We start from the raw sequence: 21,484 nt of genomic DNA on the forward strand, positions 1-21,484 counted from the left end.
ACAGAGGCATTGCACGATTAGGTGGCTGGAAGAATACTAAGCGAACGGATCGCGCTTCTATAAAGACGTTATGGCAAGGATGGTTTAGGCTACAAACCATCCTTGAAGGGTATGAACTGGCTAAGTCTCTTGATTCACTAGACTTGTGTTCAAGAGACAGGCCAATGGCAGCCCTTTTTAATGCTTACAAAGTCAGTGAAATGCGTTATTTCTTCGGCATCTCTAACTGCATCTCTGGTATCGCTTGTTTCTTCGCTCTCAGCTTGCCCATCACAAACCAAACAACCAGACCAAGAATCAGTACGACAAAGTTACCCACGCCAATAATAATCATGGTGCGTGTTTTCTTCTCTTCACGCATTTGTAGTAGCTGCATCTCTTCGAGCATTTTCTGCTGCTGGATTCTTTCAAGCTCTTGTAAACGGCGTGTTTCCGCTAAGTCGACCTCTTCAACCACACTGTAAGTATGTTCGGTAATGTCAAACATAAGTGGTCGCTCTGAACCCATTTCGGTAGCAAAGGCTTTACCTGACCAAGAGTAATGACCATTGTTGTCACTGTTGGGAATTTCTAATTCCACCTTGTTACTTTCCGCTTCAGCGCTGCCTTGTACCGTTACTTTACCGCCATCAGGGCTAATATGCTCAATGTGCGCAGAAATCGAGCCTAGCTGAATCATACCCTGCTCACCATTGATCACAACTTTATGCGGGGTACCAGCAACACGAGACTGAATAAAGGTCGATTGCAGTGGCTGAGGATAGACTAAGACTTCTTGCTCCTGAGCGCGTAAAAAGACGCCATTTCCTGAAGTAATACGCACACGATATTTACCCGGCTCGCTCGTAACTGGCAATAACACGGTGAAAATACCGTCTCCCGCGACTTCATCTAAACCGCGCCCATCATCAGCAAATTCACCAATCACTTCAGGAATTGGTCGCGCTTCTTTGACTAAGGTTTTTTCATTCTCAATAAACTTGGTAAACGTCACCTTCAGTTTAACTCGGTCGAGGAAATCTCGCAGCACAAGTGGCTGCCCGTCGGAGGTGAGGCGCGCATTAAACTTAATCGACTCACCTAAGAAAAGACGATTCGGCATCTTATCGGTAGAGAGCTCTAAGTGAGAGATAAGCTTAATTTTGTTTTTAGGCGTTACCTTGCCGATAGCTTGCCAAGGCCCTGGCATCGGGCTATCAATCGAAATAATGTCCATGGATGATTCTTGATACCAACGGACATTATCAGGAGAGCGCCAAGCGTAATATTTTTTACCATCTGGGCGAACTAAAACCACAGGTTGCGAGCTTTTCGCTCGATAGATAACAAAAGTGATCTGCTTAATCGACGGATCAACTCGAAAACGGTTATCTAACAAGCTCATTGAGGATTCTTCAGCTGAGTAGCTTAACGCGCTAAACACAAGACCTACAATGGCAATCCAAATCCTCAACATCCTTTCTCCTACTGACGCCAGAGACAACTTCCGTTTTTCTCGACGATATCTAATCTTTTATTATGGGCATCTATTTCATCGGCCGTTGCACGTAGAACCTTTAGCGCTTTTCGTCCACTGGCGGCACGTTTTATCGCTTCCCCACCGTCATCATTTGAACTACCCGCATTAAACTGCAACGATGTTTGACCACCAGTCATTAACAGGTAGACGTCAGCTAGGATCTCCGCATCGAGCAAAGCGCCGTGAAGAGTACGGTGCGAGTTATCAATGCCATAACGATCACAGAGCACGTCGAGGTTATTTCGCTTGCCTGGGAAGATCTTCTTCGCCATCGCCAGCGTATCGGTCACCTTACAATAGTCGTCCGTTTTACCGATGGTTGGATCGAGCATCGAAAATTCGTGATCCATAAAGCCAGTATCGAACGAGGCGTTGTGAGCCACCAGCTCTGAATCTTTAATGAACTCCAAAAACTCTTTATGAACGTCTTGGTACTCTGGCTTATCTACAAGAAATTCATCGGTAATACCGTGAACCCCGATCGCCTCGGGCTGAATATCACGATCCGGCTTGATATAAACGTGGAAATGACGCCCAGTCAGCTTACGGTTAATGATCTCAACCGCACCGATTTCAATAATGCGGTGACCTTGATAATGTGGACCACCCTCTTGGTTCATACCGGTGGTTTCCGTATCGAGAACGACGATACGATGCTGCTTAGAATTGTTGCTGGTATTCATAACAATATGTGTGTCAGACTATGCCAATAATGTGCTTAACCCAATAGTATCAAATCATGACGAAACAAGTGGAAATTTTCACTGATGGTTCTTGTTTAGGTAATCCTGGTCCAGGTGGCTATGGCGTCGTATTACGCTATAAACAGACAGAAAAGACCCTTGCTAAAGGCTATACCTTAACGACTAACAACCGTATGGAAATGCTGGCAACCATCGTAGCACTGCAAGCATTGAAAGAACCTTGCGATGTCATTCTTACCACTGATAGCCAATATGTTCGTCAAGGCATCACTCAATGGATACATAACTGGAAAAAACGTGGTTGGAAAACTGCTGATAAAAAGCCGGTTAAAAATGCCGACCTTTGGAAAGCGCTTGACCAAGAAACTGAGCGCCACACGGTAGATTGGCGCTGGGTAAAAGGTCATGCGGGCCATCGTGAAAACGAAATGTGTGACGAGCTTGCACGCGCGGCAGCAGAGAACCCAACCGAAGAAGATACCGGCTACGTTCCTAACTAGTGCTGCTGCTTGTTCGAAACCTTATAATTGACGCTGACGGGCGTCAATTTTCGTTTTAGCTTCCAGTGCGGTTTAATCGGTTTCAATGGATAGGTACGTTTACGCGCGACAATAAAGTACAAGCTGCCCATCGGTGCTGCCCAGTCACCTAAACTGTTTTCAAGCCAAGTCCACATCGTTCGATACTTTTGCATTGGAAACAACGCATAGCTATCACACTCAACCACTTGGTAGTTCAGCAGCCCTAGCCAATCTTTAATTCGATTAGGGGTAAACATGCGGCCACTCCAAGGCAAGTTATTCCGCCGCCATGGCATTAAGCTCCCCAAGCCAGTAAGACTGATCGGGTTAAAACCAGTAATAATCAGATAACCATCGTCGATCATGACTCGGTCAACTTCACGCAGCATGCGGTGAGGGTCATTACAGTAATCAAGCTGATGCGCCATCAAGACAGCATCAAAACTTTTCTCTAAAAAGGGCAAATCGTAACCATCTGCAATCACATTATGCAAAGGGTTCTGGATATCTAACTGAACTTGATGTTGAATGTTACAGTTGAAGCTGGTTAACTCGCAGCTCAAACCACCCAACTTGAGTAAGTGATACCCAAATAATTTAGGGCACCATTCATCAACGCGGGTTTGAATGGAGTCACTGACCCATTGACCATTTTTTAGCTGAGACCATGAATGAGGTTTTTCAAGCTTTTTAGCGCTACGTGCTGGTTTCATATCTAACCTGCTTCACTCTTGGGAGACACAACTATGTTGAATATCAAAAGCATACCTGCATTTAATGATAATTACATCTGGCTAATTGAAAATAGCGATCGCCGTTGTGCTGTTGTCGATCCGGGAGATGCAAAGCCTGTACTTGATTATCTTGCTCAGCACGACCTGAGTTTAGAAGCAATTCTTATCACCCACCACCATCACGACCATATTGGCGGCATTGCTGAATTAGTCAGACAATTCCCTAATGTCGATGTTGTCGGCCCAGCTAATGAACCTGTTCCCACACTAACTCACGCGGTTGAAGCAGGTGACCAAATTGAGCTGTTTGATGAAGTTTTCTTCGTCTTAGGACTCGAAGGTCATACACTGGGACATATTGGCTACGTTGGTGATAGTAAGTTGTTTTGTGGCGATGTACTGTTTTCTGCAGGGTGTGGTCGTGTGTTTGAAGGGACAATGGAGCAAATGCACACTTCACTGAGCAAATTAGTTGCCCTGCCTGAAGAGACTCAAGTGTTCTGCGCCCATGAGTACACAGCAAGCAATGTTGCCTTTGCACTTGCCGTAGAGCCAGACAACGAACAACTGCAGCAGTATCGTGATGAAGTGAATCGCCTACGCGCGCAGAACAAACCTACGTTACCGAGTAGCATCCGTCGTGAAAAATGGATCAACCCGTTCCTTCGCACCGATCAGCCAACCGTCATGCGTTCGGTCGCAAATCGCACCTCTGAGACAGACTCTTTGTCAATTTTTACTGCATTACGTGAGTGGAAGAACGAATTTTAACGATTTGCAGCTTGTCACTGACTAATTGTGACAAGTATTATCAGCAGCCAAAGATAAAAAGGGCTGTGAAATGCGAGTTAAACACAGCTGGGTATTCGCGCTAGTATTATCTGGCTGTCAACTTACCCAGCCAACAGATTCCGGTGAAGCCGTCTCTCCGGGAACCAATAATCCAACACCAAGCAAGCAAACTGAGTTAACCGCTCAACCCGCAAAGCCGGTAGCAAAACCACAACCTGTGGTAACTCCTCAATCTCAAGAAGATGTATGGCAACGCATTGCGATGCAGCTAGAGATGCCTATTCCAGATCATAAATTGGTCGACTACTACCGCACTTGGTACCTAAAACATCCCAACCATTTGAAAACAGTATCTAAGCGTGCAGAACCTTTCTTGTACCTAATTACTGAAAAGATTGAACAGCGCGACTTACCTCTAGAGTTGGCTCTACTTCCTATTGTAGAAAGCTCATTTGATGCCTTTGCTTATTCACACGGTAGCGCGGCAGGCTTATGGCAATTTGTCCCTGCTACAGGTAAGCAACAAGGCCTAGAGCAAAACTTTTGGTATGACGGCCGCCGCGACGTGCCTGCCTCAACCGACGCCGCACTAGACTACCTAACCTACCTCAATAAACGTTTTGATGGTGAGTGGACACACGCAATTGCTGCCTACAACAGTGGTGGCGGCCGTGTTTCACGTGCAATCCGCAAGAACAATAATTTAGGTAAACCTACTGACTTCTTCTCTTTAGACCTACCAAAAGAGACCAGCGGATATGTACCAAAGCTACTCGCGCTGGCTGATATTGTTGCCAATCAAGAGAAATATGGATTAACCATTCCACCGATTGCTAACAAGCCAGTGGTTAAGCTGGTAGACCCGAAAGAGCAGCTCGATCTTGCGATTGCAGCCCAATATGCGGGTATCTCAGTGAAAGAGCTACAAAGCTTGAACCCCGCCTATAATCAGTGGGCCACCGCGCCAGAAGGCCCGCATCAATTGCTTCTGCCAACGGCCAATATCGCTAAATTCAATAAAGCGGTAAGCGATAACCGTGGTAAGGGCATGAAAGTCGTACGTTACAAAGTCAAATCTGGCGATAGCGTGAGTGTATTGGCGCAGAAGTACAATACGACTTCAAGCGTGATTCGTACGGCGAACAACATGACCAATAACAATATTCGTGTTGGTCAGCACTTACTGATTCCTACTTCGACCAAAGATGACAAAGCGTACGCACTGAGTGCCTCTAATCGCCTAGCGAAAACGCAATCAAAGAACCGCGGTCAGTACAAACTGACGCACACGGTGAGCTCAGGTGATAGCTTATGGTCGATTGCAAAAGAGAATAAGGTGTCCCACCAATCCCTGGCTAAGTGGAACGGCATGGGCCCGCGCGATACACTTCGCGTTGGTCAAAAGCTTGTGATTTGGAAGAACAGCTCCGATGGCGCCATCATTCGCACCGTATTCTACAACGTACGCAGTGGTGACACTATCAGCGGCATTGCGAGTAAGTTTAAAGTGAAGTCGAACGACATTGTTAAATGGAATGGCTTAAACAAGCAGAAGTACCTCAAACCGGGACAGAAGCTTAAGCTCTACGTGGATGTAACTAAGGTGAGCGTATGAATCCGTCAAGCAACCCACTTGTTATGCTGGTCGATATTTTTCGATCACCGAGCGCATGTTTCTTAGCCCTATACCAACGTGGTGCTTGGGGTTGGCAGCCTTATGTTTTCTTAATTCTATCGCCATTTTTGTTCTGGGGGTCTTACTTTGACTTGGTCAACTTTGAATGGCTAAGAGAAGGTTTGGCGGCGCAGTTGGCCGAGACGAATCCAAAGCAGCTAGAGCTATTAGATCCTAATACGCTGATGGCCAGTGAGATCATCAGTGATATTGCAGGGCGTACACTGACAATCCTTATGCTGGCATTTTGGTTTAACCTCGCGACGAAACCGAGCCAACATCAACATGGCTTTTGGAAATGGTTCGCTGCTGGCGCCGTCATCACCTTCCCAGCGATCATTGGTGATTTGGCAAGTTATGTCAGCGTGCTACTTAAGCATGGTCAGGTGATGGTGTATGCCGCTGACCTCAATAGCTTGAATGGCTTACTAAAACTGCCACTGACCAATGACTGGTCTCAGTTTGCTAGCTCGTTCCCGCTATTACTGCCTTGGTACATCGCTCTAGGCTATGCAGCCATCGGTACTTGGACTGAGTTTGAGCGCGGCCAAGCCCTTGCGATTTCCGCGCTACCATGGGTTGGTTACTACTTGATTTGGGCGCTATACATCCTGATTTTCTAATCGGAAGCGGACCAAAATAGGGTTATGATCAGAGGCGTCCGATTCGGGCGCCTCTGCTGCTTCTAGCCCAAGGCCACGGAAGAAAACATGATCCAGTGGTAACCCGGTAATAAACTGGGTGCGATGATCCGGCAAATACGTCGCCTCTTGCAGCCCTACAGATTTCAGAGCTTGGTGCATCACCGTCAAACGCTCTTCACTCCAACTATTAAAGTCGCCTGCCACAATCACTGGTCCTTGGTGTTTCTTTAGCTCAGCCACCAGCACGTCTAACTGACGCTGATATTCCACTGTGCCATAGGTAAAGTTCACCGCGTGGATGTTAACGACTGCTAGTTGCTGACCATTAGACAGCGGATACAATGCATACAAGGCGGATTTAGGCAATCTTAGCCACGGTTCAAGCTCGGTATACGCACACGCTTTAGCAGGCGCACTCAATGAAAGGTTCAGCACTCCCGCAGTGGTATCAAACGCTTTAAACGCATCAACCTGACTACCAAACCATTTAGCCGCCAAGATCCATTCACGTAGCTCTTCGGTCATGCTAGCTTCCTGCAGCAGTACTAATTGCTTGTTAGCAGAGAACTGCTGCAAACTTTGCTGCCAATTGTCGCGATTCTGCTTATAAACATTCCAAACTAAGAGATTTATTTCGCCAGATTGATCAACCACCGCCGCATTTGGGTTTTGGTAGCATTGCAATGATAACTCTACTTGGTCACCATCTAGCGATGTCAGTTGCGCACTATCCGATAGCTGAAATATCGATTTATAGCCGATAAAGGTAGCACTCGCGAGTACTAAAGGCAGCAGAATTAAGGAAGCTTTTTTCATATTGTTCGCCAAAAACAAAAAAGAGCCTTACGGCTCTTTTTAATGTATTAGATTGCGTCTTCGTCTTCTTCGCCTGTACGAATTCGTACGATACGCTCAACATCAGTGATAAAGATTTTTCCATCACCAATTTTACCTGTCTGCGCAGTTTCAATGATGGTATCAACACATTGATCAGCCACATCATCAGTCACAACAATTTCTAGCTTTACTTTAGGCAGGAAGTCCACCATGTATTCGGCACCACGATACAGCTCTGTGTGACCTTTTTGACGGCCAAAACCTTTTACTTCAGACACTGTCATGCCAGTAATACCAACTTCAGCTAACGCTTCACGTACATCATCAAGCTTGAACGGCTTAATAATGGCTTCGATCTTTTTCATGTTCATCCCTTAAACTATTGTAACTTTCGCCATTATCCCATGATAACTGGGTAATAAAAAGCCCGAGCGTTGAATGCTCGGGCTCGATTGTTTTATCTAAACCGAATGACTATTATTTCAAGCTTGCGTAGTAAGCCGCTAGGTTCGCAATATCAGCGTCATTTAACATTGAAGCTTGAGCTTGCATAACTGCCGCCATGCCACCGTTACGCTCTTTGTTTTTGTATGCGTTGATCGAAGAAACAAGGTATTGCTCGTTTTGACCTTTCAGGTTTGGGTAACCTGGGATCATTGCGATGCCGTCAGCGCCATGACAAGCAGCACAAACCGCCGCTTTCGCTTTACCAGCAGCAACATCACCGGCCGCTAACGCTTGGCCACTAAGTAGCCCCATACCAATAACCAATCCAATAGCGAGTTTTTTCATTGCTCTTCCTTATAATTCCATGATAGTTGTACGTTTTTATGTATACAATTTTACAGAAACAACTAAAGCTTGTCCCAGATGATTTCACAGTCTTGGCCTATAAAGTGACGATCAATAAATAAATCTCCGACCGCAACAACCCGCTCACCACATATGACTATAGGGGTTCTACGTCTCAGCCAGCTTGGGATACCATACTCTTGAAATAATTTTTTCAGCTTTCGACTATGACCCCGTTCTGCCGGATGGGCAGAAAGTCCTTCCGGGTTAAATAGCACCTGTAATGGTGCTTGGGCTAATGCTTGCTGTGATAGTTTCCCATTCGGTGATGAAACCAGTGCTAATTGACCTAACTCATCTGGCAACTGACAAACTTGTTCAAACTGTAATGCGCACTGCCAATGTTCAAGACTTTGCCATGCTTGAACAACGTATAACTTATGTGCGAAGCGTCGAATCTGCCCATCGACCAACATCAGTTGAGGGTTAGCATCTTGCTGAGCAAGGGCTACTTCCTGCCATAACTTATCAAGCTGTACTCGACTAGGCATACGCAGACCAAGAGCTTCTAACCACATCCTCAGCAGGCGTGTTCTGGCCAACTCACTAATCGCCGCTAACGTGGCAATATCTAAGCTGCCGTCTGAGTGCATCGCGACAGACAGCTTTTCTGCCATCAATTCATCAAGTAATTGCTCTTGCTCTGCACACAGCTCTGCACTGCGCAACACCGACTGATGGATGTGTGGCCAACGCTCTCTCATGCTAGGCGTGAGGTTATGGCGAATGAAGTTACGCTCAAAGCGCTGATCTTGATTGCTCTCATCTTCAACCCACTCGAGCTCTAAACTTTGAGCAAACTCTTCTATCTCTTGGCGAGTCGCGGATAAAAGTGGCCTTACAATTTGCGCCTTTTCGAAAGGCATGATCACAGCCATAGAAGCTAAACCTTTAGGGCCGCTACCCCGTTTGAGGGCTAGCAAAAACGTCTCTAACTGATCATCTGCATGCTGACCCGTTAGTAATAAGTCGCCGCACTTGAGGTGCTTACTCAATGCGTTATAACGAGCTTCGCGCGCACTCTCTTCAACGCTCCGCCCCTCAACATCTAAACTCACTCTTTCGATAAATAAAGGCACATTTAATGATTGGCACCACACCTGACACTGCTTAGCCCATTGGTCAGCATTGTCACTCAAGCCATGATGAACATGTACCGCTAAACACTCCACGTTATGTTGCTGAGCGTATTGAACCAGCAGCTCAAGCATCACACGTGAGTCCAGCCCACCACTCAAGCCAAGCACAATGCGTGTGTTTGGTTGATAATATTGGTCAATCGCTGCGTAAAACGTTGATTTAAGCTTCATCACTGTCTTTATGTTGAGAGTTATAGGGTTATTTTATCACTAGCAATAAAAAAGGCTGAACCTAAGTTCAGCCTTTCTATGATACACGTAGCGATTAACAGTAACCGTAGCTCATTAGGCGCTGGTAACGACGCTCTAGTAGAGTATCGTTATCAAACTGCTCTAGCTCTTCAAGTTGACGAGACAGTGTTGCCTTCATGTTTTGAGCCATTGTCAGGTGATCACGGTGTGCGCCACCTAGCGGCTCTTCGATAATTTCATCGATAAGCTCAAGCTCTTTTAGGCGTGGAGCAATTAGGCCCATCGCTTCTGCTGCTTGTGGCGCTTTATCTGAATCACGCCATAGGATTGATGCACAACCTTCTGGAGAGATTACCGAGTAAGTTGAGTACTGAAGCATGTTCACGTAGTCACCCACACCAATAGCTAGAGCACCACCAGAACCGCCTTCACCAACAACGTTACAGATTACAGGCACTTTTAGGCCAGCCATCACTTTAAGGTTAGTTGCGATTGCCTCTGATTGACCACGCTCTTCAGCACCAACACCTGGGTATGCACCTGCAGTATCGATAAAAGTGATCACTGGCATGTTAAAACGCTCTGCCGTTTGCATTAGACGTAGCGCTTTACGGTAACCTTCTGGCTTTGGCATACCAAAGTTACGTTTTACTTTTTCTTTTGTCTCACGACCTTTCTGGTGACCAATGATCATCACTGGACGGCCATTTAGACGAGCCATACCACCAACAATCGCTTTGTCGTCAGCGTAGTGACGGTCACCCGCCATTTCATCAAACTCAGTAAATACGTGCTCGATGTAATCTAGCGTGTAAGGGCGCTGTGGGTGACGAGCTAGTTGAGCTGTTTCCCATGCACCAAGGTCACTGAACGTTTTCTTTTTAAGTTCTAGGCTTTTCTTTTCTAGCTGCTCAATCTCTTTCTCAAGATCAACACCCGCTTCACCACCATGACGAGATACGTCACGAAGTGCTTCAATTTTTGCTTCTAGCTCTGCGATTGGCTTTTCAAATTCTAAAAAGTTCAGGCTCATCTATAGATCCTTTATTATTCGGTCGCCGTTGACCGAACTTAGTTAAATTCGAGTTCTACCTGGCCTTTCCCAAGTAGTTGTTTTAAATCATCTAATAATGCGTCACTCGGCGTTACTCGCCATTCTGTACCTAGCGTTAAACGCGCCCGAGCATCGGAGCGTTGGTAGTATACATGGACGGGCACACTTCCCGCCCGATGAGGCTCTAGTATTTGACTAAAGCGCTCAAAAAATCGGTCATTGATTTGCGATTCATCAATCGAGACAGATAATCCTCGTGCATATTTTTCACGAGCTGTTCCCAAATCCATAACTTCGCGCGCGGACATTTTAAGACCACCATTGAAATCATCAAAGCTGACCTGTCCAGAAACCACCAAAATTTTATCGTTTTCTAACAATTCTGCGTATCGATCCAGCGCATCTGAGAACAACATCACTTCCATTCGGCCGCTTCTGTCATCCAAAGTCATAATACCGATACGTGTACCGCGCTTAGTTGTCATTACTCGCGACGCAATCACCAAGCCTGCAACCGTAACACTTTGATCACGACGAGTTGGAGTCGCGTCTTTTAATCGACAACTGGTGTACTTACCAAGTTCCTTTATATAGGCATTTATTGGGTGGCCGGTCAAATATAGGCCGAGTGTATCACGTTCACCTTCAAGCCATACCTTCTCAGGCCATGGTTCTACTTTGGTGTACTTATGCTCAACCTCTTCCGGTGCCTCGGTTAATACCCCAAATAAATCGCTTTGACCAAATGCTTCCGCCTGGTGGTGTTGGCTCGCTGCTTTTACGGCATCATTCAATGAGGCCATCAGGGCTGCACGATGAGGGCCAAGTCGGTCAAGAGCACCGGCATAAATCAGTTTTTCAATCACACGCTTGTTGACTTTCTTAAGGTCAATGCGGGCACAGAAATCAAATAAATCTTTAAAGTGGCCATCTTTGTTGCGCGCTTCTAGAATTGCATCAATTGGGCCTTCACCAACCCCTTTAATCGCGCCGATACCGTAAACAATCGCACCGTCTTCATCAACATTGAAACGGTATAAGCCAGCGTTAATGTCCGGTGGTAGCACTTTAAGCTTCATACGGAAACATTCATCGACTAGGCCAACCACTTTTTCCGTGTTGTCCATATCGGCTGTCATTACCGCTGCCATAAACTCTGCTGGGAAGTGAGTTTTTAGCCATAACGTCTGGTACGAAACCAGTGCATATGCCGCTGAGTGGGATTTGTTAAAGCCGTAACCTGCGAACTTTTCTACCAAGTCGAAGATCTTCATCGCCAGTTCGCCGTCAACGCCGTTGGCAATCGCCCCTTCTTCGAAAGTCGCACGCTGCTTGGCCATCTCTTCAGGCTTTTTCTTACCCATCGCACGACGGAGCATGTCTGCACCACCTAGCGTATAGCCAGAAAGAACCTGAGCGATCTGCATTACCTGCTCCTGATAGAGGATAATGCCGTAGGTCGGTTCAAGAATTTCTTGTAACGAGTCGTGCTGCCACTGTTCATCTGGATACGATACTGCTTCTCGACCATGCTTACGGTCGATAAAGTTATCTACCATGCCCGATTGGAGTGGGCCAGGGCGGAACAGAGCTACCAGTGCGATAATATCTTCAAAACAGTCAGGTTGAAGACGCTTGATTAGCTCTTTCATACCACGCGATTCCAACTGGAATACCGCCGTGGTCTCTGAGTTTTGCAACAGATTGAATGACGCTTGGTCTACCAGTGGAATTGACTCGATCGCAACCGGTGGTTTGCCCTCTTTCTCTAGACGAGGGTTAATCAAGCCCAGCGCCCAGTCGATGATGGTTAATGTTCGTAGACCCAAGAAGTCAAACTTAACCAGACCAGCGGTTTCTACGTCGTTCTTATCAAACTGGGTAACTGGGAAATGGCCTTCCGCATCCGCGTAGATAGGCGCAAAGTCAGTAATGGTCGTTGGTGAGATAACAACACCACCCGCGTGCTTACCGGCGTTACGTGTACACCCTTCAAGGATGCGACACATATCGATCAGCTCTTTGATCTCTTCGTCGTTCTCGTACAATTCAGGCAGTGCAGGCTCAGCTTTGAACGCTTTTTCAAGCGTCATACCTGGGTCTGGCGGCACCAACTTAGAAATGCGGTCTACAAAGCCGAAACCGTGACCAAGTACACGTCCCACGTCGCGAATAACCGCTTTTGCCGCCATGGTACCAAAGGTGATGATCTGAGATACCGCGTCTCGGCCATACATTTCTGCTACGTGATCAATAACTTGATCACGTTTATCCATACAGAAGTCGACGTCGAAATCGGGCATCGAGACACGTTCTGGGTTCAAGAATCGTTCGAATAGCAGGTCATATTCCAATGGATCCAAGTCGGTGATCTTAAGTGCGTACGCCACTAGCGAACCCGCACCTGAACCACGGCCAGGACCAACTGGAATAGCGTTATCTTTTGACCACTGGATGAACTCCATTACGATCAAGAAGTAACCTGGGAATCCCATGTTGTTGATTACTTCAAGCTCGATCTTAAGTCGGTCATCGTATTCAGGGCGGCGCTCTTCGCGCACTTTTGGGTCAGGAAATAGGAACTCAAGACGCTCTTCTAGGCCTTGTTCCGATTTCTTAACCAAGAATTCGGTTTCTTCCATCCCTTCGGTTGGGAACGCTGGAAGGAAGTACTCACCGAGTCGGACAGTAACGTTACAACGCTTAGCAATTTCAACACTGTTTTCTAGTGCTTCTGGGATATCAGAGAAGAGCTCACACATCTCCTCTTCCGTGCGTAGATATTGCTGAGGGCTGTAGTTTTTTGGCCTACGTGGATCTTCAAGTGTGTAGCCATCATGGATAGCAACTCGAATCTCATGAGCATCAAACAAAGTCTCGTCGAGGATAACCACATCGTTGGTCGCCACGACAGGGATCTCTCGTTGCTCAGCCAACTCTAGCGCAAAATGCAGATACGTTTCTTCATCAGCACGGCCTGTACGCGTTAGCTCCAAATAAAATCTATCTGGGAAATGGGTTTGGTAGAACGCGACACACTCTTCAGCAACTTTCTGGTTGCCTTTGAGCAGAGCTTTACCTATTTCACCGCTTTTACCCCCTGAGAGTAAAATTACCCCTTCAGATAACTCAGTTAGCCACTCTTTATCAATGACAGGTTGATGCTGTACGTGCCCACGCAGGTACGCTTTAGAAATGAGTAGAGTTAGGTTCTTGTAGCCAACATTATCCGCCGCGATAACGGTCAATTTTGTTAGCTCATCACCGAACTCAGGTGACTGCATAAGAAAATCAGCACCAATGATTGGCTTAATACCGCAGCCGTGTGCAGTGCCATAAAACTTAACCAGACCACACAAGTTGGTGAAGTCGGTCAGTGCCATTGCAGGCATACCCATTTCAGCCACCCTCTTAACCAAGGGAGGCACTTTTGATAGGCCGTCAACCATGGAGAAGTCACTATGAACTCGAAGGTGGATAAACTTTGGATCTGACATGAATAAGGTCCAGAAAGGTGATAAATTTGGAAGATATTTGGGGTATTTTAAGTGAAAATTATCGACTTATATACCCCATCAAAGCGCTTTCTACTCAATCCCGAGCGCACGCTTGACTGGTTTGAAGCTCTTGCGGTGCTGTTCGATGACGCCGTGCTTTTCAATGGCTTCAAAATGCGCCTTGGTTGGATAGCCTTTATGCTTAGCAAAACCAAACTCAGGATGCAGCTTATCGAGCTCTTCCATCTCTTGGTCACGGACAACTTTGGCAATGATCGACGCCGCACTGATCTCTGCAACACGTAAATCACCTTTGACCACCGCTTGAGAATCCATAGGTAATTCTGGGCAGCGGTTGCCATCAATAAGGGCAAGATCAGGTTTAACACTCAAGCCATCGATAGCACGCTGCATTGCAACCATGGTCGCTTGCAAAATGTTTAGCTGGTCGATTTCTTCAGGTGAGCAACGCCCTACTGACCAAGCTAGAGCTTTCTGCTTAATTTCTGGCAACAGCGCTAAACGTTTTTTCTCAGATAACTTTTTAGAATCGTTCAAACCCTCAATCGGGTTATTCGGGTCTAAAATAACCGCGGCAGTGACAACATCGCCGACCAAAGGGCCACGGCCTACTTCATCCACACCCGCAACCAGTTGATAGCCTTGCGGATACTCAAAAGGTGGAAGTTCTTGTTTCTCTTTTGCCATTATTCTTTACCAATTAGGTTGAGGACAGCTTTGGCAGCCTGAACATCCGCGTCTTTACGGATCAAGTGGTGCATTTCAGTAAATCGAGCAATCAGTTCCTCGTTATTACTGCCCAACATATCCTCAACAGCAGGTACTAAAAATTGTGGATCGCACTCATCCAAAATGAACTCTTTGACTAACTCCTCTCCAGCCAAAATATTCGGCAGTGAGACGAATTCAGTAATCGCTAATTTCTGTACTAACCAGCCAGTGAATCGGTTGACCTTATAGCCAACAACCATAGGTCGTTTAAGCAGCATACACTCGAGCGCAACCGTACCAGAAGCAAGCAGTACAGCATCAGACGCGGTAATCACATTACGCGCGGTATCCTGAACAATGACGAAGTCTAATTCAGGCGCAGTCTGTTGCCAGATTTCTTCAAACTGCTGTTTACGCTTGTCATTCACCGCCGCAACAACAAAGCCAATATCAGGAAACTTCTGCTTTATTTCTCGGCATGTATCAATAAATGGCTGAGCGATTAAGCCCACCTCGCCGCCACGGCTGCCCGGCAATACCGCGAGCCATTGTTTGTCTTGCTCTAGATTAAGAAGCTCTCTCGCCTCTTGTTGATCTGGCACCAGTGGGATCGCATCCGCTAAGGTGTGACCAACAAACTCACACGCTACCTGATACTTGTCATAAAACGCTTTTTCAAAAGGTAGGAACGCAAGGACAAGGTCTGTTGCTGCATCAATTTTAAAGATACGCTTTGGTCGCCAAGCCCACACCGATGGACTCACATAATGGACGGTTTTAATGCCAGCTTTTTTCAGGTCGAGTTCAAGTCTCAAGTTAAAGTCTGGCGCATCGATACCGACAAATACATCCGGCGGGTTCTGGGTGAAGTACTTAACCAGTTCAGCTTTCACTTTCAGCAATCTTGGCAGCCTTCCCAGTACTTCGACGAGTCCCATTACCGCAAGCTCTTCCATATCAAACAGAGACTCACAGCCTTGGGCTATCATTTTTGGTCCACCGATACCGACGAACTCAGCGTTAGGGTACTTTTGTTTTATCGCTTTGATGAAACCTTCACCGAGAGTGTCTCCGGACAGTTCCCCGACGACAATACCAATTCGTAGTGGCTTTTCCATGGCTGAATGACCTACCTAATTTATTGCTTTAAAAAGTAAAAAAGACCGCAACCGTAAGATTGCGATCTTTTATGCAGCTTCACAAGTGTTATTAGCGAATAATACCGCGCTCAGAAATCTCTAGCATCTCCAGCATCGGTTTGATCGAATCAAACTCTTTCGCCATTTCAACTAGGCTAGCTTTTGCGTCTTCAAGCGTTTTACCTGAACGGTAAATTTCTTTGTATGCTTTCTGCAAAGCACGGATTTCTGGCTTCTCGAAACCATTACGCTTAAGGCCAACAAGGTTTAAGCCAAACGGTGTTGCATGGTTACCTTGTGCAAGCACGTAAGGAAGCACGTCTTGAACCACTGCAGAACAGCCACCTGTGTATGAGTAAGCACCGATATTACAGAATGGATGAATCGCAGAAAGCGCCATAACGCCCGCATAATCGCCAACGGTAACGTGACCACCAAGGATGGCATTGTTACCAATGTGAGTATGGTTACCAACAATCACATCATGGGCAATATGCGCATTAACACACAACAGGTTGTCGTTGCCGATTACTGTAGTCGCTTTGTCTTGAGTTGTACCACGGTGGATTTGAACTGCTTCGCGGATAACGTTGCGATCACCGATAACAACGGTCGTCTCTTCACCGCCATATTTCTTATCTTGGTTCTCTTCACCAATTACGGCATTGGGAAAGATACGGTTGTCTTTACCAATCGTTGTATGACCTTTAATGACAACATGAGACATCACTTCAGTGCCTTCACCGATCTCAATCGTACCTGAGATGTAAGTGAATGGACCAACGGTCACATTGGCTGCAATTTTAACTTCACCTTCAATAACCGCTGAAGGGTGAATTTGAGCTGTTTCATGAATCATATTAAAACTCTCGACGAGCACATTTTAGTTCCGCAGAACATACCACTTCGCCGTCGACTTTTGCTATGCCTTTAAATGCAGCAATACCGCGACGCTCTTTAATAAATTCTACTTCAATCACTAGCTGATCGCCTGGAACAACTGGTTTGCGGAATTTCGCGCCATCAACGCTCGCAAAGTAGTACAGTTCATTTTCAGAAGGAGCACCAAATGATTTGAATGCCAATAAACCAGTCGCCTGAGCCATTGCTTCTAGGATAAGTACACCTGGAAATACAGGTAGCTGAGGGAAATGACCTGTAAACTGAGGTTCATTCACTGAAACGTTTTTGATCGCCGTTAGGTATTTCTCTTCTTGGAAATCAATTACGCGATCGATGAGCAAGAATGGGTAGCGATGTGGTAACAATTCCTGGATTTCAGTGATGTTCATCGTTTTCTGTTCAGTAGTCAAAGTCATATTCCTATTTTGAATGCTAAATTTGGTTGCTGGCAGGCATTATATACTCAAGTGAGCTTAAGGTGTAATCCCACCCGAAAATTGGTTGGCTATATAGACAAAAAGACTCGCGAAGTGCGAGCCTTTTAATCAGAAATGGAATTAAGATTCTTCTTTCTGCTCTAATTGCTTTTCAACAGCCTTTAGACGCTTATTCATCTCATCAATGCGATGAACGCGGGTTGCTGTTTTGCGCCACTCTTTGTTTGGCTGCAATGGAATACCAGAGGAGTACATACCTTTCTCTGAAATACCACGCATGACCATACCCATACCCGTGATGGTGACGCCATCAGTGATTTCGATATGACCATTGATTACAGTGCCGCCACCGATAATACAGTATTTACCGATAGTAGTGCTGCCTGCGATAATCGTACCACCAGCTATAGCTGTACCATATCCGATGTGTACGTTGTGGGCGATCTGCAACTGGTTATCTAAGATGACGTTATCTTCGATCACCGTATCATCCAATGCGCCGCGGTCAATCGTGGTACATGCACCGATCTCAACACGGTTACCAATGCGTACACTGCCTAGCTGAGGAATTTTAACCCACTCACCTTTCTCGTTCGCATAACCAAAGCCGTCAGAACCAATCACTGTATTGGCTTGAATCAGACAGTCAGAGCCGATCTGTACTTCGTGGTAAACACTAACATTTGACCAAAGCTTTGAGTTTGCGCCGATCTTGGCATTTTTACCAACAAAACAGCCCGCACCAATTACCGCGTTATCACCCAGTTCAACACCAGATTCAATCACAGCGTTTGCACCAATCGAAACATCTTTACCAAGCTTCGCGTCTTCGGCAATAACAGCTGAAGGAGCAATAGTGCTCGCAGGTGCTGGAGTGCTATCTAACGCTTGGGTCACTTTCGCAAATGCTACATAAGGGTCAGCAACAACCAGTACATTTCCACTGCACTGTTCACGCTGAGCCTCTTTGACCATCACTACAGTGGCCTGACATTGAGCTAAGTGCTTAGCATATTTAGGATTAGACAAGAAGGTTACATGCCCTTCTTGCGCTTTATCCATTGGCGCAACCATGGTGACAGTCGCTGCTGCATCACCATGTAGTTCGCCCCCGGTAATGGTTGCCAATTCGGCTAAAGAAAGTACTGTCATAGTTTTTATTATTTAAGTGATTTGATTACTTTTTCTGAAATGTTGTACTCAGGCTTACCGTACTGCATCGTTTGAATATCAACAACGATGTCGTAGCCTTCTTTCTTGGCAACTTTCGCTACTGCGTCTTGAATCACTTTAAACAGTTTTTGCTTCTCTTGCGCTTCACGACGAGCCGATGCTTGCTCTAATGCTTGAGCCTTGATCTTGTATTTGCTGTCTAGCTGACCAATCTCAATACGCAGCTTCTCAATCTCATCTTGACCTAGCAGTTCACCATCACGCTTTAGCTTTTCAATCTTTGTCTTAGCTTGCGCTTGGATTGCTTTTAGCTCATCCGCTTTATCTTTGAACTCTTCCTGCATCTTTTGCAGTACAACTTCACGTTGAGGAAGCGCTTGGAATACTTGAGCCGTGTTGACATAGCCGATCTTTTGCGCCGCTTCAGCTGCATTAGCAAAGAAAGAAGACGTCATTACAAGAAGGCTTAGACCAGCCGCTTTAATTGTTTTATTCACTTTATTTTCCTCTGTTTTAGAAGGTTCTGCCGATGGTGAAAGTGAAGAATTCTTCGTCATCACCTTCATAACTTTCAATAGGTTTAGCAATAGAGAAGACTAGAGGCCCCATTGGTGACATCCATTGCAATGCTGCACCGTAAGATGCACGGATGTTCATTGGGTCTGAGTAATCATCGTAGTAACGAGTATCAACACTTGGGTCATAAACGAATTCTGTATCCCAAACACTTGCCGCATCGACAAATACACTAGTACGAATTTGGTTACGAACTTCTTCCGAAGCAAATGGCGTTGGGACAATCAGTTCCAAACTCGCCAATGCAACTGCGTTACCACCTACCGAGTCGTCAGTCGCTGAAACACAGCTTGCGCTGTTACAAGTTGCTGGGTTGCCGTTAGTGGTATAAACCGCCTTTGGACCCGCACTGTTTGAGCCGAAACCACGTAGGGTCGTAAAACCACCCGCATAGTAGTTCTCGTAGAATGGGAACAAGTTATCGTTACCATCTGTTTGGCCATAACCGTTACCGTAACCTAAACGACCACGCATCAATAGCGTAAATTCGTGCTTTTTGGTGATTGGTACATACTGTCTAACGTCATACTGAACTTTAAAGTATTGAGCATCAGAACTTGGCACTGTCGCCTTAGCGAAAGCACGTTGGTAGTTACCAGCGGTAGGGAAATAACCACGGTTCAGGTTGTTCCGTGTCCATGATACGTTAACATCGAAGTCGTTTGTCAGGATATCGCCATTCTCTTGGCCAATACTCTGGGCAAATAACTGAGCTTGGTCATAAGTCGGTACATTACCGATCTTGTTGTGTGTATAACCCACACCAAACTCAAAACGGTTAAGCTCATCAAATGGGAAACCCCAAGTTAAGCTCGCACCGTAACTTTCGTTGGTATAGTCAACAATACCCGCTTCCGACGCTTCAAACTCGTTGTAGAAGATCTTACCGCCCATACTGACACCATCAAGGTTCCAGTAAGGGTCGCGGTAATCTAAGCTGATGTTCTTTTGGTAGTCGTTCATCATCGCGTTAATACCAACGCGGTTACCGCTACCTACAAAGTTATCTTGCTGTAGACCAACTTGGAAACTCACACCTGATTCAGTACCGTAACCAATACCAAAGTTAACGCTGCCTGAGTTTGCCTCTTTCACGTTGTACACCAAGTCAACTTGGTCAGTACTGCCTGGTACACGTACCGTCTGCACGTCAACCGTTTCAAAGAAGCCTAAGCGGTTTAGGCGGCTTTTTCCTGTCTCAATCGATTTTGAGTTCAGCCAGCTACCTTCCATTTGACGCATTTCACGACGCAGAACTTCATCTTTGGTCGAGTTGTTACCCACAAAGCGAATATCACGCACGTAAATACGTTGACCAGCTTCGACGTTAACAACTAGTGATACGGTCTGGTTCTCATCATCAAACTCTGGAATGGTACGAACTTGAGGGTATGCATAACCTGCTTCCCCAAGTAGACGCTTAACATTCTCTTCTAGTCCTGTAACCGCCGAGCCGTTATAGGTTTCACCACTTTCAAATGGTACTAGGTTTTCGAATTCTGCTTCTTTACCGAGTAGCTCACCGCGGAACTTCACATCACTTACACTGTATGGCTGGCCTTCATTTAGACCAAGAGTGATATAAACACCTTTTTTATCCGGTGAGATCGCCACTTGGGTAGAGTCGATCTGGAACTTAAGGTAACCACGATCTAGGTAGTATGACTTAAGTGCCTCGATATCACCCGCCAGTACCTGCTTCTGATACTTATCATCAGCAAGGAAGTTCCACCAAGCAACGTCGACATTAAGATCGAAACGGCTCAGTAGCTCTTCATCTGTGTATTGCGTATTACCAATGAAGTTAATCTGCTTAATCTTGGCAGACACGCCTTCAGTAAAGACAAACTTCAGGTCAGAACGGTTACGAGGTAAAGGTGTAACGACCGCTTTTACGCCAGCGTTGTACTTACCCACGCTGTAGTAGAAGTCTTCTAAGCCTTTTTCAATGGTTGAAAGCGTTGTGCGATCAAGCGCTTCGCCAACACGGATGCCTGACGCATCCAAGTTCTGCTGAAGTTGTTCTTCTTTGATCGCTTTGTTACCTGAGAATGAGATGCTCGCTATCGTTGGACGTTCTTTAACTTGAACAACCAACACATCGTTATCACGCAGCACTTTGATGTCTTCAAAGTTACCGGTGGCGTATAGCGCGCGTATTGTCTCAGACACGTCTTGATTATCGACTGTATCGCCAACTCGTACTGGCATCTTCAGCAATGCCGCACCCAGTGCAACTCGCTGAAGGCCTTCAATTCTAATATCTTGAACTACGAAGTTCTCGGCACCGTTTGCACTGACACTGGTCGCCAACAAAGTTGCAAACAGAATATTTTTCATCGCCATATTTGTTTTTGTTATTCC

20 protein-coding genes are annotated in these 21,484 nt (G+C 46.0%); 4 read left to right on the forward strand and 16 right to left on the reverse strand.

All coding sequences use genetic code 11. From position 1 onward, the window contains the following. Positions 1-205 precede the first annotated feature (205 nt). Both ELS82_RS15430 and dnaQ read right to left on the reverse strand, forming a co-directional pair. On the reverse strand, positions 206-1,456 hold the full coding sequence (locus tag ELS82_RS15430) for a TIGR03503 family protein (protein ID WP_134836266.1): 1,251 nt from the start codon (positions 1,454-1,456) through the stop codon (positions 206-208). Between the two features lie 8 nt (positions 1,457-1,464). After that, a complete protein-coding gene (gene dnaQ / locus ELS82_RS15435) occupies positions 1,465-2,202 on the reverse strand; it encodes a DNA polymerase III subunit epsilon (protein WP_134836267.1) in 738 nt (245 codons plus the stop codon). A 56-nt stretch (positions 2,203-2,258) separates the two neighbouring features. On the opposite strand from dnaQ, the gene rnhA reads away from it, so the two are divergent. Continuing rightward, positions 2,259-2,723: a ribonuclease HI gene (gene rnhA, locus ELS82_RS15440; RefSeq protein ID WP_134836268.1), complete on the forward strand. Its 465-nt coding sequence runs from the start codon at positions 2,259-2,261 to the stop codon at positions 2,721-2,723. Here rnhA and ELS82_RS15445 read toward each other — a convergent pair. Further along, on the reverse strand, positions 2,720-3,457 hold the full coding sequence (locus tag ELS82_RS15445; RefSeq protein ID WP_134836269.1) for a class I SAM-dependent methyltransferase: 738 nt from the start codon (positions 3,455-3,457) through the stop codon (positions 2,720-2,722). The two genes, rnhA and ELS82_RS15445, sit on opposite strands and share 4 nt — an antisense overlap. A 33-nt stretch (positions 3,458-3,490) precedes the next feature. Here ELS82_RS15445 and gloB point away from each other — a divergent pair, with 33 nt between their 5' ends. From gloB to ELS82_RS15460, 3 genes are all read left to right on the forward strand, one after another. After that, positions 3,491-4,249 carry a hydroxyacylglutathione hydrolase gene (gene gloB, locus ELS82_RS15450; protein ID WP_134836270.1) on the forward strand — a complete coding sequence of 253 codons (759 nt, stop codon included), beginning with the start codon at positions 3,491-3,493 and terminating at the stop codon, positions 4,247-4,249. 70 nt (positions 4,250-4,319) lie between these two features. Next, a complete protein-coding gene (locus tag ELS82_RS15455) occupies positions 4,320-5,885 on the forward strand; it encodes a LysM peptidoglycan-binding domain-containing protein (RefSeq protein WP_134836271.1) in 1,566 nt (521 codons plus the stop codon). Continuing rightward, on the forward strand, positions 5,882-6,568 hold the full coding sequence (locus ELS82_RS15460; protein WP_134836272.1) for a YIP1 family protein: 687 nt from the start codon (positions 5,882-5,884) through the stop codon (positions 6,566-6,568). Before ELS82_RS15455 ends, ELS82_RS15460 begins: the two co-directional genes overlap by 4 nt. Here the strand turns inward: ELS82_RS15460 and ELS82_RS15465 are convergent. From ELS82_RS15465 to bamA, 13 genes are all read right to left on the reverse strand, one after another. Next, positions 6,548-7,405 (reverse strand): endonuclease/exonuclease/phosphatase family protein, encoded by an 858-nt coding sequence (locus ELS82_RS15465; protein WP_134836273.1) that lies wholly within the window; start codon positions 7,403-7,405, stop codon positions 6,548-6,550. The genes ELS82_RS15460 and ELS82_RS15465 overlap by 21 nt on opposite strands. 47 nt (positions 7,406-7,452) lie before the next feature. Further along, positions 7,453-7,791, reverse strand: a complete 339-nt coding sequence (glnB, locus tag ELS82_RS15470; RefSeq protein WP_004744805.1) for a nitrogen regulatory protein P-II — start codon at positions 7,789-7,791, stop codon at positions 7,453-7,455. A gap of 112 nt (positions 7,792-7,903) precedes the next feature. After that, entirely contained in the window at positions 7,904-8,218 is a 315-nt protein-coding gene (locus tag ELS82_RS15475; RefSeq protein WP_134836274.1) for a c-type cytochrome, read from the reverse strand. Positions 8,219-8,280: 62 nt separating this feature from the next. Then, a complete protein-coding gene (tilS, locus tag ELS82_RS15480) occupies positions 8,281-9,588 on the reverse strand; it encodes a tRNA lysidine(34) synthetase TilS (RefSeq protein WP_134836275.1) in 1,308 nt (435 codons plus the stop codon). Between the two features lie 94 nt (positions 9,589-9,682). Further along, complete coding sequence (accA, locus tag ELS82_RS15485) at positions 9,683-10,642, reverse strand: acetyl-CoA carboxylase carboxyl transferase subunit alpha (protein ID WP_134836276.1); 960 nt, start codon at positions 10,640-10,642, stop codon at positions 9,683-9,685. 38 nt (positions 10,643-10,680) lie between these two features. Next, a complete protein-coding gene (gene dnaE, locus ELS82_RS15490) occupies positions 10,681-14,160 on the reverse strand; it encodes a DNA polymerase III subunit alpha (protein ID WP_134836277.1) in 3,480 nt (1,159 codons plus the stop codon). A 90-nt stretch (positions 14,161-14,250) separates the two neighbouring features. After that, entirely contained in the window at positions 14,251-14,871 is a 621-nt protein-coding gene (rnhB, locus tag ELS82_RS15495; RefSeq protein WP_208733185.1) for a ribonuclease HII, read from the reverse strand. Continuing rightward, positions 14,868-16,010: a lipid-A-disaccharide synthase gene (gene lpxB / locus ELS82_RS15500; RefSeq protein WP_134836279.1), complete on the reverse strand. Its 1,143-nt coding sequence runs from the start codon at positions 16,008-16,010 to the stop codon at positions 14,868-14,870. Before lpxB ends, rnhB begins: the two co-directional genes overlap by 4 nt. 91 nt (positions 16,011-16,101) lie before the next feature. Continuing rightward, positions 16,102-16,890, reverse strand: a complete 789-nt coding sequence (lpxA, locus tag ELS82_RS15505; RefSeq protein WP_134836280.1) for an acyl-ACP--UDP-N-acetylglucosamine O-acyltransferase — start codon at positions 16,888-16,890, stop codon at positions 16,102-16,104. Between the two features lies 1 nt (position 16,891). Continuing rightward, on the reverse strand, positions 16,892-17,344 hold the full coding sequence (fabZ, locus tag ELS82_RS15510; RefSeq protein ID WP_134836281.1) for a 3-hydroxyacyl-ACP dehydratase FabZ: 453 nt from the start codon (positions 17,342-17,344) through the stop codon (positions 16,892-16,894). Positions 17,345-17,491: 147 nt separating this feature from the next. After that, a complete protein-coding gene (gene lpxD, locus ELS82_RS15515) occupies positions 17,492-18,523 on the reverse strand; it encodes a UDP-3-O-(3-hydroxymyristoyl)glucosamine N-acyltransferase (RefSeq protein ID WP_134836282.1) in 1,032 nt (343 codons plus the stop codon). Between the two features lie 8 nt (positions 18,524-18,531). After that, on the reverse strand, positions 18,532-19,041 hold the full coding sequence (locus ELS82_RS15520; protein WP_134836283.1) for an OmpH/Skp family outer membrane protein: 510 nt from the start codon (positions 19,039-19,041) through the stop codon (positions 18,532-18,534). Positions 19,042-19,057: 16 nt separating this feature from the next. Continuing rightward, entirely contained in the window at positions 19,058-21,466 is a 2,409-nt protein-coding gene (gene bamA, locus ELS82_RS15525; protein ID WP_134836284.1) for an outer membrane protein assembly factor BamA, read from the reverse strand. Positions 21,467-21,484: the final 18 nt, after the last annotated feature.

The sequence above is a fragment of the Vibrio ouci genome (genome assembly GCF_004551525.1).
GTDB classification, from domain to species: domain Bacteria; phylum Pseudomonadota; class Gammaproteobacteria; order Enterobacterales; family Vibrionaceae; genus Vibrio; species Vibrio ouci.

Bases quoted from the DNA above. Each gene is read 5' to 3' on its own strand.
- ELS82_RS15430 (WP_134836266.1), bottom strand. From the start codon at position 1,456: ATGTTGAGGATTTGGATTGCCATTGTAGGTCTTGTGTTTAGCGCGTTA.
- dnaQ (WP_134836267.1), bottom strand. From the start codon at position 2,202: ATGAATACCAGCAACAATTCTAAGCAGCATCGTATCGTCGTTCTCGAT.
- rnhA (WP_134836268.1), top strand. From the start codon at position 2,259: ATGACGAAACAAGTGGAAATTTTCACTGATGGTTCTTGTTTAGGTAAT.
- ELS82_RS15445 (WP_134836269.1), bottom strand. From the start codon at position 3,457: ATGAAACCAGCACGTAGCGCTAAAAAGCTTGAAAAACCTCATTCATGG.
- gloB (WP_134836270.1), top strand. From the start codon at position 3,491: ATGTTGAATATCAAAAGCATACCTGCATTTAATGATAATTACATCTGG.
- ELS82_RS15455 (WP_134836271.1), top strand. From the start codon at position 4,320: ATGCGAGTTAAACACAGCTGGGTATTCGCGCTAGTATTATCTGGCTGT.
- ELS82_RS15460 (WP_134836272.1), top strand. From the start codon at position 5,882: ATGAATCCGTCAAGCAACCCACTTGTTATGCTGGTCGATATTTTTCGA.
- ELS82_RS15465 (WP_134836273.1), bottom strand. From the start codon at position 7,405: ATGAAAAAAGCTTCCTTAATTCTGCTGCCTTTAGTACTCGCGAGTGCT.
- glnB (WP_004744805.1), bottom strand. From the start codon at position 7,791: ATGAAAAAGATCGAAGCCATTATTAAGCCGTTCAAGCTTGATGATGTA.
- ELS82_RS15475 (WP_134836274.1), bottom strand. From the start codon at position 8,218: ATGAAAAAACTCGCTATTGGATTGGTTATTGGTATGGGGCTACTTAGT.
- tilS (WP_134836275.1), bottom strand. From the start codon at position 9,588: ATGAAGCTTAAATCAACGTTTTACGCAGCGATTGACCAATATTATCAA.
- accA (WP_134836276.1), bottom strand. From the start codon at position 10,642: ATGAGCCTGAACTTTTTAGAATTTGAAAAGCCAATCGCAGAGCTAGAA.
- dnaE (WP_134836277.1), bottom strand. From the start codon at position 14,160: ATGTCAGATCCAAAGTTTATCCACCTTCGAGTTCATAGTGACTTCTCC.
- lpxB (WP_134836279.1), bottom strand. From the start codon at position 16,010: ATGGAAAAGCCACTACGAATTGGTATTGTCGTCGGGGAACTGTCCGGA.
- lpxA (WP_134836280.1), bottom strand. From the start codon at position 16,890: ATGATTCATGAAACAGCTCAAATTCACCCTTCAGCGGTTATTGAAGGT.
- lpxD (WP_134836282.1), bottom strand. From the start codon at position 18,523: ATGACAGTACTTTCTTTAGCCGAATTGGCAACCATTACCGGGGGCGAA.
- bamA (WP_134836284.1), bottom strand. From the start codon at position 21,466: ATGGCGATGAAAAATATTCTGTTTGCAACTTTGTTGGCGACCAGTGTC.